The following is a 14,783-nucleotide window of genomic DNA, read 5'->3' as shown; positions in this document are numbered from 1 at the left end:
GTGCATTGGAGTTCGACCACACAGGAGCACCTGTTCTCGTTGACAGTGCGGGTGGTTCACGGTTTTTCGAGCAGTACCGTCGAGTTGTGGCCGCCGAAGCCGAAGGAGTTGCTCATGGCCAGCCGGACGTCGGCCGCCCGCGGCCCTCCGCGCACCAGGTCCAGTGCCGCGGCCGCCGGGTCGGGTTCGTCGAGGTTGGCCGTCGGCGGCACGACGCCGTGCCGGACGGCGAGCGCCGTGAACGCGGCTTCGACCGCTCCGGCGGCGCCCATCATGTGCCCGGTGACACCCTTGGTGGAGCTCACCAACGCGGTGGAGCCGAACACCTCCGAGATCAGGCGGGCCTCGACGGCGTCGCCTTCCGGCGTGCCGGTGGCGTGCGCGTTGAGATAACCGACCTCCTCCGCCCTCACGCCGGACCGGTCGAGCGCCTCGCGCACCGCGAGTGCCGCGAACCTCCCGCTCGGCTCCGGCGAGGTCAGGTGGTAGGCGTCGCAGGTGGACGCATGGCCGAGCACTCTGGCGTACGGGACCACGCCGCGTGCCTCGGCAGCGGACTCGCGCTCCAGCACCAGCACCGCCGCACCTTCGCCGAGCACGAACCCGTCCCGTCGCCGGTCGAACGGTCTCGACGCGGACCCGGGACTGTCGAGCCTGCACGAGAGGGCGCCGATCTTGCTGAACGCGGCGGCCACCACGGGCGTGATGGCGGCGTCCGCACCACCGGCCAGCGCGACGTCGCACTGGCCCAGGAGCAGGGCGTCGACAGCCGCGCCCAGGGCGGTGGTCCCCGCGGCGCACGCCGTCGCCACGGCCTGTACCGGCCCGTGCAGGCTGAAGTGCGCGGCGATCGCCGACGCGACGCTGCTGCCGATGCCCATGGGGATCGTGAGCGGGTGAACCGCCCGAGCACCTCGGTCCGCCAGCCTGTGCGCCTGTTCCTCCCAGCTCCCCACACCGCCGAAGGCCGTGCCCATGACCACCCCGACCCGCAGGCGCCCGCCGAAGTCGGGGTGGTGCCCCGAGTCTTCGACCGCCTCCTGCGCCGCGGCGACCGCGAACTGGGTGCAGCGGTCCATGCGGCGGGCTCCTGAGCCCAGCCGTGCCACGGGGTCGAAGTCCGGCACGGCGCAGGAGAGCGGAACGGGTGAAGAGGCCAGCCGGGGGTCGTGTCCCGCGCTGGTGGCGCCGTCGCGGACGGCCGCCCAGCTGCTGGTGGCGTCGGCCCCCGCGGGGGTGATCATCCCGATGCCGGTGATCACGACGCGGCCGGAGGCCGGGACCGACGGGATCATGGCGCTGCGACGCCCGCCGCGGTGAGCAGTGCGGCGAGGTCCTCGATGGTGGTGTCACCGGTGATGGCCCGGTCGTCGATGGTCGCGCCGAGGTTGTCCTCCAGGTAGGCGCCCAGCTCCGCGCGCGTCAGCGAGTCGACGTCGAGCTCTTCGAAGGTGAGACCGGGCTTGGTCTCGGCCTCCAGGTCGAACCGGTTCTTGAGGAGGTTGCTCAGGTATTCGTACATCTTCGCTCCTTGAGGCATGGTGTGGAACCTGTTCACGAGTGCCTGCTTTTCGAGTGCGAGGCTGCCCTCCGGCGAGAGGCCACGCCGGCAGGCGTCGACGTGGCGCTTGAACTCGGCCACGGCGGAAGGGGAATAGCGGCTGCACCGCGCGATCGCGCCGTTCACGACCTTCTCGGCCTCGTCGGCCGTTCCCTGGAAGTGCAGGACGTTCCTCCCCACGGCTTCCGGCGCGCTCATCTCCCGTCCGAGGAGAACCAGCTCCTTGACGGTGGAAGGGCCCAGCTCGGCGAGGAGGCGCGGGAGCGCACCGCCCCAGGCGACGGGGAAGTTGAGGGCGAGCTCGGGCAACCTGCACGTCGAGAGCTCGTGCGCCACCCGCAGATCGCAGCACAGGGCCAGGACGAGACCGGCGCCGATGACCTTGCCGTGCAGGTGGGCGATGGTGACGCCCGGGAACTGCTCGATCGCCCGGCAGAGCCTGGACGCGGTGTCCGAGACCCGCTGGGCCGTCGAGTCGGCGCCCTGCACGCGAACCACGTTCTTCATCTCCCGGCGGTCCGCGCCGAGGCAGAACGAGTCGCCCGCCCCGCTGAGCACCAGGACGCGAGCGGACCTCTCCGCGGCACCTTCGACCGCTCGCGTCAGCTCCGCGACCGTGGCCAGGTCGAGCACGGTCCCGGCGGGGCCGCCGTTCAGGCGGATCCGCACGACGCCGTCGGCCTCGGTCACCTCGACGCGGTCCAGGACGTCGCGGATCACAGCTCGACCTCGGCGAGTCCGACCTCTCCCCAGCGGAGCGCGGTGGACGCCCAGGTGAGGCCACCGCCGAAAGCGGTCATCACCACGCGGTCGCCGGCGCGCACCATCCCGGTGGTCATCGCGTGAGCGAGGGCGAGGGGAATCGAGGCCGCCGCCGTGTTCCCGGTCTTCTCCAGCGACACCACGGCACGGTCCGCCGGCATCGACAGCTTCTTCGCGACGGCCTCGATGATGCGCCTGTTCGCCTGGTGAGGAACCAGAACGTCTATTTCGTCGGTGTGCCACGAACAGCGCTCGGACACGGCCCTGACCGATGTGGACATGGTTTCTATGGCGCGCAGATAGACTTCTCGCCCGCTCATGCTGAAGTAGTTCCGCACATCGCCGCCGGCCGGTCCTACTTGGAGCAGGTCACACCCGTCGCCGTCGCTGCCCCAGTCCTCGGCCAGGACCTCGCTGCCCGAGGCGGTTCCTCCCGCGACCACGAGAGCCGCTCCCGCTCCGTCTCCGAAGATCACGGAGGTCGCCCGGTCGTCGGGGTCCACGATTCGGGAGTACGCCTCGGAGGCGACGATGAGGATGCTCCTGAACGCACCGGACCGTATCAAGGAAGAAGCGATGTTGGTGGCATAGAGGAATCCACTGCACACGGCGGAGATGTCGAAAGCGGGCACGAAGCCCAGCCCCAGCCGGCTCGCGAGCTGCGGCGCCACGGCGGGACTGGGACGATCAGGGCTGGACGTCGCCACCAGCACCAGGTCAACCGTCCGGTGGCCGGCCACCTCCAGCACGGCGGCGCCCGCGGACGTGGCCATGGCGAGCACCGGGCCTTTTCCGTCGGCCCGCCGCCTCTCCGCGATGCCCGTTCGGCTCCTGATCCACCGGTCGGTGGTGTCGAGCCGCTGCGACAGCTCGGCGTTGGTCACCCTCGTCGAGGGAAGGCAGGTGGCTATGGCGGTGATCGCCGCAGTCGGTGAAGGCACAATCGTGGTGTCCTTGATGTCGAGTCTTCTTTTCGATTCGAGGACCCGGCACATCCGGCTGGGACGGTCGAGTGACATCAGTCTGCTTTCCGGGTTCACCTGATGTCCAAGACCGTTTTCCGATGGACTTATAGACCTTGTGTCTCAATGAGTCGCGATGCGGACCGGCCCTCGCTCATGCGCAGCGTCAAGGCGATCGCGTCCTCCCGGGTGGACCGCCGGAGTCAGGACGTCCTGGCAGTGCGGCCCGCGAACCGCGGTCGTGGTGGCGGTGGCCGTGGCTGTCCGCGGCCGGTCCCACGCCGTGGACGAACCCCGCGCAAGCTGCTCAGGGTGGGTGCAGGCGTGCCAGATCGCCCGACCGGGTGAGATAACGGGCAGCGATCTGTGGACGGCAGGGCATCCGTAGTCGCTGGCCAGCAACGACTCGTCCACGCCAGATAAGTTCGGCGCAGCGAAGAACTCGGTGGATGGAGGAGGGGACTCCGAGCCTGGGAGTGCAGCGCCGGCCGCGAAGTGCGCTGTCCCGGGGATGACGAGGGCGTGACGCCTGCCGTGTCGTCAGGACAGATCGGTGCCCGGGACACCCCGGTAGGTCTCGCCCGGGTCCAGCGCGAGCAGTCCGATCGCGGTGGCGCCGGTGATCGGGCTGCGTCGGATGAAGGTGTCGCTGGTGCTCAACAACCGGACCGACTTGCAACGGAGCTCCGCAAATGGCTCAGCAGCGCAACGAAACCCACAAGATTTCCACTGACGCGCCTGGGTTGGTACAGCGGAGCAACGAACTGGGTCGCCTGGTCAGCGCGCTCAACGCGGCGGAGATGGGCACGCCGGCGGTGGTGCTGATGGAGGGCACCACCGGGATGGGCAAGACGACGCTGTTGAGCGAGGTGGCCGAAGCCGCCGGTGCGCGCGGGTTCCAGGTGGCCGGCGCGGTGACGTCCACTCTCGACAGGTTCATGTCGTTCTCCGTCGTCCGGCAGTTGTTCGAGAACCTCGCCGCGGGGCCGGAGGCGGACGCCCTGGAGTCGATCATCGGCACGGGTCCCGGCGCGACCGACGGGTCAGGAGCGGGCAACCGCGCCGCGGCCGACTTCGACGAACCGGCGATCCACCAGCGGTACAACGAGCTGTACCAGCTCGTGAGCGAGCTCTCGGGCCGCGGACCGGTCTGCTTCATCGTCGACGACCTGCAGTGGGCCGACACCTCGTCGCTGCAGTGGCTCAACTACCTCATGCGGCGAGCGACCAACCTGCCGCTCGCCGTCGTGCTCAGCTGCACGACCGGGGTGTACCCCGCGGACCCGCTCCAGATCGCGGAGATGCAGATCTACGCCACCCGCGTGCGGATCGGCGGTTTCACCGCGCAGGACCTGCCGGGGTTCGCCGAGCTGGTGCTCGGCCGTCAGCCCGAACCCGAGCTCACCAAGGCCAGTCACACCGCCACCGGTGGAAATCCGCTGGTTCTCCGCCACCTGCTGTCGACGCTGGAGGCGTCCGACGCCGGCGTGCCGGAGATCCCGGCCTCGTACGGGGTGCAGGAGCTGGGCGAGTCGGCGCTGGCGCAGCTGCACCGCGAGTCCGCGCAGCTGGTCCAGCTGGCCAGGACGATCGCGGTCGTGGAACCCGCGGAACTGGGCCTCGCGGCCGAGGTCGCCGGGATGACGTTGCCCGAAGCGGCCGACGGCGTTGGCCGGCTGGCGCGGCTGGGGTTGATGGCCGACGCCGGGAAGCCCGCGTTCACCCACTCCGTGTTCAAGGACGCGATCACGAGCTCGATCACCCGCGCGGCCAGGGACGACCTCCACGCACGGACCGCCGCGAGCCTGCACGCGTCCGGGGCACGAGCGGCGCTGATCGCGCGTCACGTCCAGTGCACCGCTTCGAAACTCGGCCGGTGGGCCGCCGACGCGTTGTTCCAGGCAGCGGGCGAGCTGCTGGACGACGGTGACGCGACCACCGCCGCGAGCTTCCTCACCAGGGCGCTGCAGGAAGACGTGCCGGCCGAGGTCAGGACGAGGCTGCTGGTCAAGCTCGGTCACGCCGAGTCGTTCTTCGACCCCGACCAGGCGGCCACGCACCTCAAGCAGGCGCTGGAGGACATCGAGGAGCCCGAGCTCCTGCTCGACGTCACCTCCCTGCTGTCCCGGGCGCTCTACCTCGACGGGCGTTACGAGGACGCGCGCGGAGCGTTGAGCGAGTCCATCGCCAGGATGTGCGCCTCCGCGCCGGAGTACTCCGCTCAGCTGCGCCTCGCGCTCCGCGTCACCCTGCCGACCGAGCAGTCCGGGGAGCACGACGTCGCCGCGGACCGCTTCCCCGTCGACTGGCGGCGCGGGGACGCCCGTGGCCGTGCGCTGGCCGCGCTGGTCGCGGAGGACCTGAGCAACCGCGGCGAAGACCTGACGACGTCCCGCGAGGCCGCGCTGGTCGCGTTGTCCGCGGGCGCGGTGTCGATCGCGCAGGACCCGCAGCGGATGATGGCCGCCATCAACTCGCTGATCCGGACCAACGAGCTCGACCTGGCCCTGAGGTACTCCAGTGAGGCGATCCTGGCAGCCCATCGCCACAAACTGGACCTGATCTTCGTGCTGGGCCACACCCTGCGGTCGCGGGTGCACTTCCAGCGCGGGGCGCTGGCCCAGGCCGTCGTCGACGCCCGGCTCGCACTGGCCAAGGCCCAGCGGATGAACCTGCACCAACGCCACCCCGCTCAGATCTGGCCGATGGACGCACTTCTGTCCGCGCTGCTGCACCTCGGTGACGTCGAAGCGGCACGGGAGCTGGTCGAACCCATCGGCCTCACCAGCCCGTTGCCGGACAGCTGGCACCACACCAGCCTCCTGCACGGGCGCGGTCACCTCCGCATGCGGCTGGGCGACAGCGCCGGCGCACTCAGGGACCACCTGGAGTGCGGGCGACGGCTGAAGTCGTGGGGTGCCACCGGTCCCGCTGTCCTGCCGTGGCGGTCGTACGCTGCTGTTGCGCACCTCCACCTGGGTCAGTCGCTGGAGGCGGTGCAACTGGCACTGGAGGAGCTGGAACTGGCCAAGAGGTGGGCTTCCGCGCCGAGCCTGGCCCGCGCGATGCTCACCGTCGGCATGGCGACCGGCGGTGCCGCGGCGCTGCCGTGGCTCATGGAGGCCGAGCACGTTCTGCGTGGCGCACAGGCACTGCTGCTGCGCGCGACGATCCTCGTGGAGCTCGGGACGACGAGGTGGCACCACGGGCAGCAGAAGCTCGCCCGGGAGGAGCTGGCTCAGGCGAAGGCCGCCGCCGAGCGGTGCGGATCGCGGCCGTTGCTCAGCAAGCTCGCCGCACTGCCGCCGGAGGCGTTGGGGCGTTCCGGCCTCCGGCCGGCCACCCCCGTTCCCGCGGACTCCCCGCTGACACCGCAGGAGCACCGCGTGGCCAGCATGGTCGCCGCGGGCGCGTCGAACGACGAGGTGGCCCGCAAGCTGTCCGTGTCGCGGCGGGCTGTCGAGTTCCACCTCACGCACATCTACCGCAAACTGGGAATCCAGCGACGCACGCAGCTGGCGGCCATGCTCTACTCGACCGGCAGCAGCAGGTAGAAAACCGCGGTCGTCACGCCGGAGCCGCCACGAGGTGCGATGAGATGCTGCGCAACTTCACGCAGGTCTCCTCGAACTCCCGTTCCGGCCGCGAGGACGCCACGATTCCGGCACCCGCGCGCAACCACCGCTGTCCCCTGCTCTCGTACACCGCGCGCAGGACCAGGCCGGCGTCCAGGAAACCGTCGTCCGACGCGACCAGCACGGCACCCGAATAGATGCCCCGCGGCGTTTCTTCGGATCGGAAGATGAATTCACACGCCGCCTCTTTCGGCGCACCCGCGACCGTGACGCCCGGGAACAGCAGCTCCAACGCGTCCCAGGAGGTCTTCCCCTCGGCCAGCTGACCGCACAGCCGTGGCGCGGAATTCCGCGCACCACCCCGGGATGTGACCGCCATCAGTTCGTCGACCACCACCGAACCCGGCTCGCACACCTCGTTCAACTCGTCGAACGCGCATTTCACGGCGATCGCGTGCTCGTCCAGCTCGTCCGGATGCGGCAACAGCGCGTTCCCCATTCCCGGTGAACGGGTCCTCACGCGCGGCCGCGTCGACACCTTTCCGTCCGGACCGGCCTCCAGCACCGTCTGCGGGCAGAAGCCCGTCGTCGTCAGACCGCCGATCGACAACAGGAACGACCGCTCCGGCGCGGTGGCCGCACGACCGGCCAGATACGTCTCCACGAAATCGACCGGCCCGTTCACCGGCACGCTGCGGGACAAGGTCACCTTGCGCAGCTCGGTCGTGCGGATTTCCTCCAACGCCCCCAGCACCGCGTCGTGGTACCGATCGCTGCCCGCGTCCAGGTCCACCGGCACGTCGCCACGCCCCAGAACGGGCTCGTCCGCAAACGGCGCCGTGCGCAGGTGTTCGAGCAACGCGCCGAGCCGCAGGTCGCCGCCCCGTACGACCCTCGCCCGCCCGCGTTCGATGCGCACCTCCACCTCGGGCACCACGAGGTGCACGACCTCCGCGTCCCCGGCGAGGTCCGAGCGGTCGTTCAGCACGTGCGCGGCCTCGAACGCGATCCAGCCGCACACCGCCCATTCCCGCAGGGACAGGCGTTCCAGCGCCTCCCGTGCTGCCCGCACGGGCCCGCCGACGGCTGGCCACGACTCCTCCACCGAGTCACGCCGCACCCGCACCCGCGTCGCGTTCACCACGATCTCCGCACGCACGCCCCAGGCGACCGTCCACACGTTGCCGCGCTCGTAGACGAAGTACGAGTCGAAGAACCCGGTGCGGATCAGCGAAGCGGCGAGCTCGGCGGACGACCTCGTGGAGGGTTGGGTGTGCACGGTCATTACAGGCTCCTCAGCGAACATGTGAACGACGAGCAGAAACTAGGCCGCCATCGACGCCCCGCCAAGAAAGCGTGCCACACCAAAGGATGTCCCAGGGGCTGATACACCGAGTGCATTACGAGCCGAAAGGCTGGTATGGACAACTCGAATTCAGCCCATTGGAAAGATTGCGGAGAACCCGCGACTTCGACGACCGGTTTCCGGTTCGCGCCGGCCACCCTCTTCCACGCGCGCCGCTCATCCCACCACTTCGGCGTCAACCGCATTCTCACGGTTTCACGAGGATCCCCCGCCCCACCCGGCACTAAAATTGGCCCCAAACGAATCTATTCACGCCGGATGCGTCCGGTCAACCCGCCGTGCCAACCGGTGGGATTCGCCGGATGTCAACCACCCGTTCACCATCCGCAGCGTTCCGAGCCGGCCTGCGGCCCCTGACCCGGATTGCACGGTCCCAAACCACCGATCCGCAGATTCACCCTTTTGCCATCGGCTTTGTGGAACTCCGTAGCTACACAAAGCTATGCCCTCAATACGGTGTGGTGGAACCCACAGGCGAAAGAAGACAACCGTGATCACCAAGCAGAACACCGCCTTGGAAGCCCCTGCGACCGTGCCGGCCGCGCGAGCCCCCCACCCTTCGCGGCGCACCGCGGCCACGAAGGTGCTGTCCGTGCTCCAGGCCTTCGGCGCGTGCGACGGCGCGGCGTCGCTGACCGAGCTCACCCGCTACTCCGACCTCCCGAAGTCGACCGTCCACCGCATGGTCGGCTTCCTGAGGGCGGAGGGCTTGGTCGAGATGATCGACAACAGGTTCCTCCTCACCACCAAGATCACCGAGTTGTCCACCTCCGTTCCCCTGGAGATCTCCGACCACACCCGCGAACGACTGCTGCCGGTCCTCGCGGACCTCTACGAGTCCACCCGCGAGGCCGTCCAGCTCTCCGTCCTGTGCGGCGCCACGGCCCGGGTCGTCGAACGCCTGCACGGCAGGCAGTCGAGCGAGCTCGCGACACGCCTGCGCGGTCCCCTCCCCCTGCACTGCACCGCGCCGGGCAAGATCCTCCTGGCCGGCAACCCGAGTCTGTTCTCCGTCCTGTGCGCGCAGGGGCTGGAGGCACTCACCCCCGCCTCCATCACCACCGCGGAGATGCTCCAGTCCACGCTGACCGGTGTGCGCAGGTACGGCGTCGCCTTCGACCGCAGCGAATGGCTTCCCGGCTTCACCGGCGTCGCGGCACCCGTCTGGGGACCTGGCCCGACCCTCATCGGCACGATCTCCGTGTTCGGTCCCGTGCACCGCCTCAGCCCGGACGCCGTCGCGCGCCGCGTCCACCACGCCGCCGAGACCGCGTCCAGGGAGCTCCGTTCCGCTCCCCCGGCCCCGAGCCACCGGCTCGCCGGATGACCACCGGCATCAGCCGGTCCACAAAGGAGTGACCGGCGATGCCGGACGGTGCGGCCGCGCGGCTGTCCTCACGACCGAGCCGCGTCGCGAGGAGAGCCGGACCGCACCGCTGACCGTCAGACCGCTCGTGCGATGGCGATGTTGCCCGCCAGCCGGTCCCCGGCCTCGTAGATCATGTACTCGCGTCCCTGGTAGGTGCCGAACGAGGGCGCGGCCGACCGGCCGTTGTCCGGCGCACCGGACAGCGAGTCGTGGAACACGCCCAGGTGCCTGCGCAGGGAGAAGTCACGGCCCACCTCGGTGATGAGGATGTTGCCGCCGCTGCCGATGTCGGTGTTGTAGACGACGTAGACGCTGTTGTTGCGGAACAACAGGTGTGGCCCGCCGACGTTGACCGCGCCCACGTCCTGGTGCCGGATCAGCGGGGTCTGGGAGAACGTCCAGTCACGCGCGTTCGCCGACCAGCCCCAGCCGATGTCGCGCCGGTTGGTCCGGTTGTTGATCATGAACACCATCACGTACCGGGCGCCGCGCGAGGGCAGGTCGTGGCGGAAGACCCTGGCGTACGAGGTCTCCGTCGTGCCCTCCGGCTGCAACCGCGTGGACAGCACCTCCTTCTCGTAGCGGAAGTTGATGCCGTCGGCGGAGCTGGCCAGCCGGGTCACCGTGTTCCCGCCGTGGAAGTACAGGTACATGCGCTTGACGTCGTCGTTCCACATCGCGTGCGGTGACGACACGTGGTTCACGTTGTACTCGCCGGGCCAGCTCCGGGAGATGATCGGGTTTCCCGGGTACTCGGTGAACTCCTCGTCGAGGGTGTTGGCGTACGCCAGGCAGATCCCGCCGGGTGCGTCGTGCGGCGCGTAGTACAGGTAGTAGGCGGCCCGCGCGCCGGAGATCCGGTCCTTGGTGCCCCGGATCGTCGGGAAGATCAGCTCACCGGTGGGGTTGTAGCGCAGCTTGCTCTTGACCAGGGCCAGCCTGCGGTACCGGTAGTCCGGGAACCCCGCGGGTGCCGCGGCGGCGGTGCCGGCCGCACCGGCGGTGCCCGCCAGCAGTGCCGCGCTTCCCAGCAGTAGCCGACGACGGTTGACTGTCATGGAACGCTCCTCGACGCTGAAGAATCCGTTGTGGACCGAATGTTCTCGACGGGCGGGAGTTCTTTGCCGCGCAGCACATCGTTCACGCGTTCGTCATCGCGTGAAGGCGTGCGAATGCTGTATGCGCGGCCGGGATGACGCTACGCCTCCGCCTTCGAAGCCCTGGCCGGTGCATACCAGGCGGTGGGACGAGAACGTGATCAACCTGCGGAACATCGGTAGCTTCGCCTCGGAAGCTCCGACGTGGACAGCCCGGCACTGCGATGAGGTCACTTCACCGCACCTCGGTCGACCGCGGGCCGGAGATTTCCCATCGGCACGTGCCCGTTGCGCTGCGCGCTGCCCGCAGATCGAGAGGATCCGATTACATGACCGCCACCGCAAGTTCCTATGTGGAACAGGACCTCTCCAGCCGTCGGCAGGCGATGCGCGACCTGTTGCAGGAGGACCTGTTCGACCCGCGGCAGCGGCACGACCTGCCCCTGCGGGAGTACATGGACCTGACCATCGACCGGATGAAAGCGATCTTCCGGCACGGTCTGGTCGACAACGACATGTGGATGGGCCGGCCCCAGGAGCACGCGTTCCGGTCCATGTGCGACGTGATGGGCCTGACGGGCGCTTTCGACTTCGCGCTCACGTCGACCATCACCGATCACCTCATCGCGGGGAGCGCGCTGTTCAACCACGGCTCTCCCGAGCAGGTCGACCGGTACCACGACGAGATCACGCAGATGCACGAGGTCTACGCCTTCTGCTGCACGGAGATCGGCGGCGGCACCAACCTGCGGGAGATCCGCACGACGGTGTCGTGGAATCATGCGGAGCAGTGCTTCACGCTCGACACCCCGACCGACGCCGCGTGCAAGTTCTGGATCGGGAACATCAAGCACGCCGCGACCGTCGGAATGGTGTTGGCCCGCCTCGTCATCGACGGCGAGGACCTCGGCCACCACTGGTTCCGCGTCCCGCTGCGCAACGAGGAGAACGGTCCCGCCCTTCCGGGCATCACGATCCTCTCCTGCGACCCCAAGGGCGGCATCCAGGCCAACCAGGTCGGCGGTGCCCGCTTCACCGGGGTCCGGCTCCCCCGCGAGGCGCTGATGGGGCGGTACTCGAGCGTCGACGCGGACGGCCGTTTCTCCAGCACGCTTCCCGATGCCGGCACCCGCTTCGTGAAGTCCATCGAGACCTTCGTCCAGGAACGCATCTTCCCGCTCAGCGCCGGAGCACGGGCCTGCGAGCTCGCCGCCCACCTCACCTGGCGGTTCGCCGCTCACCGCGAGACCCGCGGCGCGCCCCGGCGCAGGACCCTGCTGGACGAGCCGCTGTACCTGGAGCGCCTGTACCAGGTTCAGCTGCGCAGCCTCGCGCTGCGGTTGCTGGAACGCGCCGTCGTCAGGGGCGTCGAACGCGACTGGCACACCGACCCCGGCCGCAAGAACATGCACGTCCTCACCGCGACCGGCAAGTGCGGTTCCTGGCTGGTCCTGGACGTCCTGGCCGCGTGCCGGGAGATGTGCGGCTCGCAGGGCTTCCACGGCCTCAACCAGATCGTCACCCTGCGGACCGACTTCGAGGTCAACGTGACCTTCGCGGGCGACAACTCCGTGATGGCCTACCAGGTGGCGCGCAATGCCATGAGCTCCGACCGGTTCGCCACGCGCACGCCGGTGACGTTGCCGCAGCGGGTCGAGAAGGACCTGGTCGACACGTGGCGCGGCCGTCAGGGCGGATCGTTCAGCCACGCCGACGCCGTCGTGCTCGTCCACGCGCGCATGCTCGACCTCATCTTGGCCGAGCACGACGCCGAGCCGATGGTGCCGCAGCAGGTCATGGACGACCTCGTGGCCGACTTCGCCGCGCACAAGCTGCGGGAGCCGCACCGGCCCGTGGCGGCTGACCGGGAGAAGATCGACTTCCTGGCCGAACTGCTCGCGCCCCTGCCGGAGCTCGTCACCGCCCCCATGGTCGACGACAGCTACCTGACCGAGCTCACGTCGTCGGCGCGGTCCGTGAGCATGACCCTCCCGGTGCAGGGCAGGTGAGCCGCTGTGGCGATGCGTGTTCATGAGGAGACCCGTGCGGTGGGCGGCCTGCGGTTCCGCGTGCGGCGTGCTGGAGAGGGTCCGCTGATCCTCCTCCTGCACGGCTGGCCGCAGACCGGGCACGCCTGGCGCCACGTCCTCCCCGCTCTCGCGCGGGACCACCTGGTGGTCGCGCCGGACCTGCGCGGGTACGGGGCGTCCAGCCGGCCCCGCACCGGGTACGACAAGCGGACCATGGCGGCCGACATGAGCGGGCTCATGCACGGGCTGGGGCACACGCAGGCCGTCGTGGTCGGGCACGACCGGGGCGCACGCGTCGCTCACCGGTGGGCGCTGGACCGGCCGGAGGAGATCGGCCGTCTGATGCTGCTCAGCGTCGTGCCGACGCGGGAGATGTGGCGGCACATGGACGCACGGGTCGGGTCCGCTTACTGGCACTGGCTCTTCCACCTCGTTCCCGACCTCCCCGAGTTCCTCACCGAGGGAAGGGGCGGGGAGTACGTCCGGTTCATGCTGGCCGCCGGAGCGTTCCGGCACGAGGCGTTCACCGAGGCGGACCTGCGGCACTACGCGGACACGTACGACCGGCCCGGGGCGCTTCGCGCGAGCTTCGACGACTACCGGGCCGCTCGCCACGAGGACCTGGAAGCGGACGAGGCCGACGCGGCCGCGGGCCGCCGCCTGACGATGCCCGTGCAGGTCGCCTGGGGCGCCGAGGGACTCGTGGGGACGCTGCCCGTGCTCGACCTGTGGCGCGACTACGCCACCCGGATCGAGGGGGCGCAGATCGACTCCTGCGGGCACTTCCCGGCCGAGGAGCAACCAGAAGTCCTGGTCGCGCGGATCCGGGCATTCCTCACCGATGAGAAGGCTGTGGTGGAAAAATGAGGGCGCTGGTTGTCACCGAGGAGCGCGAGCTGTGCCTCACGGAGGTCCAGGACCGCGAACCGATGCCCGGCTGGGTGCGCGTGGACGTGGCGTTCTGCGCCATCTGCGGTTCCGACCTGCACCTGCGGGCCATGCCGCACGTCGTCCCGGCCGGTGCCGTGCTCGGTCACGAGATCTCCGGGCACGTCGCCGCACCCGGCGGGGAGCGGCTGAGCGAGGGACAGGCCGTGGTGGTGTGGCCGAAGGCGGGCTGCGGGGACTGCGACGTCTGCCATGCGGGCGACAACCACCTGTGCGCCGTGCAGCCCTGGCAGCTGAGCTCGCTCGGCCTGGGCACGCGTCCCGGTGGCTACGCCGACAGCATCGTCGTCCCCGAGCACACGGTCTACGCGGTGCCGGACGGTGTCCCGCTGGAGCACGCCGCACTGACGGAACCGCTGTCCTGCGCGGTCCACGCGGCCGACCGCTCCGGGGTGTCCAAAGAGGACAGGGTCACGGTCCTCGGCGGCGGCACGGTCGGCTTCCTGCTGGCACACGTGCTGCGGCTGCGCGGGATCGAGGACGTGTGGGTGGTGGAACCCAGCGCCGTCCGGCGCGCACGCCTGGCCGAGACCGGGATCACCGCGGTCGACGTCGACGAGCAGACCGCGGACGCGGACGTGGTGTTCGAGTGCGTGGGTTCGGTGACCGCGCTCGCCGAATCCGCCCGGCGCCTGCGGACGCGGGGAACGATCGTCGCGCTCGGGGTGAACGAGCGGCCCACCGAGCTGGACTCGGTCGCCCTCATCACCAAGGAGATCCGGATCGTGGGCAGCTTCGCCCAGAACAGGGGCGCGTTCGAGGAAGCCCTGGCCCTGCTCGCGGACGGCAAGGTCCCGGTCGAGCGGATCATCACCGACGTCGTCCCGCTGGACGGTGGATCGGTCACAGCGATGATGGACGCCCTCACCGGACGGCCGGGAGACCACCAGGTGGTCATGATCGCTCCGGGCGGCTGACGCAACGTTTGCCGGGCACGTCCAGCACCGGGTGATCACGACGCCGGTTCGAGTCGGTTCTGAGGTTGACGATGGCTGAGTCCTCCCGCAAACTCTCTGCCAATTCGAATTGGCAGGTGCTCATGGCCAAGCGGCTCACCCAGCAGGACATCGCCAGAATGGCCGGCGTCAGCCAGGCCACGGTGTCGCTGGTGCT

The 14,783-nt window shown here is 69.7% G+C and carries 11 protein-coding genes; 6 read left to right on the top strand and 5 right to left on the bottom strand.

Annotated features, from left to right (window positions below; all coding sequences use genetic code 11):
- Positions 1 to 56 precede the first annotated feature (56 nt).
- The 3 genes from ADL03_RS35760 to ADL03_RS35750 are packed head-to-tail and all read right to left on the bottom strand — an operon-like array spanning position 57 to position 3,207.
- Positions 57 to 1,295 (bottom strand): beta-ketoacyl synthase, encoded by a 1,239-nt coding sequence (locus ADL03_RS35760; RefSeq protein ID WP_053738046.1) that lies wholly within the window; start codon positions 1,293 to 1,295, stop codon positions 57 to 59.
- A complete protein-coding gene (locus ADL03_RS35755) occupies positions 1,292 to 2,281 on the bottom strand; it encodes an enoyl-CoA hydratase-related protein (RefSeq protein WP_053738045.1) in 990 nt (329 codons plus the stop codon). Before ADL03_RS35755 ends, ADL03_RS35760 begins: the two co-directional genes overlap by 4 nt.
- Positions 2,278 to 3,207 (bottom strand): beta-ketoacyl-ACP synthase III, encoded by a 930-nt coding sequence (locus tag ADL03_RS35750; RefSeq protein ID WP_053738044.1) that lies wholly within the window; start codon positions 3,205 to 3,207, stop codon positions 2,278 to 2,280. Before ADL03_RS35750 ends, ADL03_RS35755 begins: the two co-directional genes overlap by 4 nt.
- Between ADL03_RS35750 and ADL03_RS49990 the strand changes: the two genes are divergently transcribed.
- On the top strand, positions 3,095 to 3,367 hold the full coding sequence (locus ADL03_RS49990; protein ID WP_231642697.1) for a hypothetical protein: 273 nt from the start codon (positions 3,095 to 3,097) through the stop codon (positions 3,365 to 3,367). The two genes, ADL03_RS35750 and ADL03_RS49990, sit on opposite strands and share 113 nt — an antisense overlap.
- Positions 3,368 to 3,977: 610 nt before the next feature.
- Positions 3,978 to 6,839, top strand: coding sequence for a LuxR family transcriptional regulator (locus ADL03_RS35745; protein ID WP_082373752.1), 2,862 nt, complete (start codon positions 3,978 to 3,980; stop codon positions 6,837 to 6,839).
- A gap of 13 nt (positions 6,840 to 6,852) precedes the next feature.
- Here ADL03_RS35745 and ADL03_RS35740 read toward each other — a convergent pair whose 3' ends face one another.
- Positions 6,853 to 8,145, bottom strand: a complete 1,293-nt coding sequence (locus ADL03_RS35740) for a salicylate synthase (RefSeq protein WP_053738042.1) — start codon at positions 8,143 to 8,145, stop codon at positions 6,853 to 6,855.
- 571 nt (positions 8,146 to 8,716) lie between these two features.
- Between ADL03_RS35740 and ADL03_RS35735 the strand changes: the two genes are divergently transcribed.
- Complete coding sequence (locus ADL03_RS35735; protein WP_053738041.1) at positions 8,717 to 9,553, top strand: IclR family transcriptional regulator; 837 nt, start codon at positions 8,717 to 8,719, stop codon at positions 9,551 to 9,553.
- Positions 9,554 to 9,669: 116 nt separating this feature from the next.
- On the opposite strand, the gene ADL03_RS35730 is transcribed toward ADL03_RS35735, so the two are convergent.
- Positions 9,670 to 10,653, bottom strand: coding sequence for a hypothetical protein (locus ADL03_RS35730; RefSeq protein WP_053738040.1), 984 nt, complete (start codon positions 10,651 to 10,653; stop codon positions 9,670 to 9,672).
- A 368-nt stretch (positions 10,654 to 11,021) separates the two neighbouring features.
- Between ADL03_RS35730 and ADL03_RS35725 the strand changes: the two genes are divergently transcribed.
- The 3 genes from ADL03_RS35725 to ADL03_RS35715 are packed head-to-tail and all read left to right on the top strand — an operon-like array spanning position 11,022 to position 14,587.
- On the top strand, positions 11,022 to 12,701 hold the full coding sequence (locus tag ADL03_RS35725) for an acyl-CoA dehydrogenase family protein (RefSeq protein WP_197288936.1): 1,680 nt from the start codon (positions 11,022 to 11,024) through the stop codon (positions 12,699 to 12,701).
- Positions 12,702 to 12,713: 12 nt separating this feature from the next.
- Positions 12,714 to 13,589, top strand: a complete 876-nt coding sequence (locus ADL03_RS35720) for an alpha/beta fold hydrolase (protein WP_053738074.1) — start codon at positions 12,714 to 12,716, stop codon at positions 13,587 to 13,589.
- Complete coding sequence (locus ADL03_RS35715; RefSeq protein WP_053738038.1) at positions 13,586 to 14,587, top strand: zinc-binding dehydrogenase; 1,002 nt, start codon at positions 13,586 to 13,588, stop codon at positions 14,585 to 14,587. The genes ADL03_RS35720 and ADL03_RS35715 overlap by 4 nt, the downstream gene beginning before the upstream one ends.
- Positions 14,588 to 14,783: the final 196 nt, after the last annotated feature.

Source organism: Nocardia sp. NRRL S-836, assembly GCF_001279525.1.
GTDB lineage: Bacteria > Actinomycetota > Actinomycetes > Mycobacteriales > Pseudonocardiaceae > Lentzea.
The sequence above is the reverse complement of the archived record's forward strand: the minus strand, read 5'-3'. Positions and strand labels throughout refer to the sequence as shown.

Coding starts and splice junctions, on each gene's coding strand:
- ADL03_RS35760 (WP_053738046.1), bottom strand. CDS start 1,295: ATGATCCCGTCGGTCCCGGCCTCCGGCCGCGTCGTGATCACCGGCATC.
- ADL03_RS49990 (WP_231642697.1), top strand. CDS start 3,095: ATGGCGAGCACCGGGCCTTTTCCGTCGGCCCGCCGCCTCTCCGCGATG.
- ADL03_RS35745 (WP_082373752.1), top strand. CDS start 3,978: ATGGCTCAGCAGCGCAACGAAACCCACAAGATTTCCACTGACGCGCCT.
- ADL03_RS35740 (WP_053738042.1), bottom strand. CDS start 8,145: ATGACCGTGCACACCCAACCCTCCACGAGGTCGTCCGCCGAGCTCGCC.
- ADL03_RS35730 (WP_053738040.1), bottom strand. CDS start 10,653: ATGACAGTCAACCGTCGTCGGCTACTGCTGGGAAGCGCGGCACTGCTG.
- ADL03_RS35725 (WP_197288936.1), top strand. CDS start 11,022: ATGACCGCCACCGCAAGTTCCTATGTGGAACAGGACCTCTCCAGCCGT.
- ADL03_RS35720 (WP_053738074.1), top strand. CDS start 12,714: ATGCGTGTTCATGAGGAGACCCGTGCGGTGGGCGGCCTGCGGTTCCGC.
- ADL03_RS35715 (WP_053738038.1), top strand. CDS start 13,586: ATGAGGGCGCTGGTTGTCACCGAGGAGCGCGAGCTGTGCCTCACGGAG.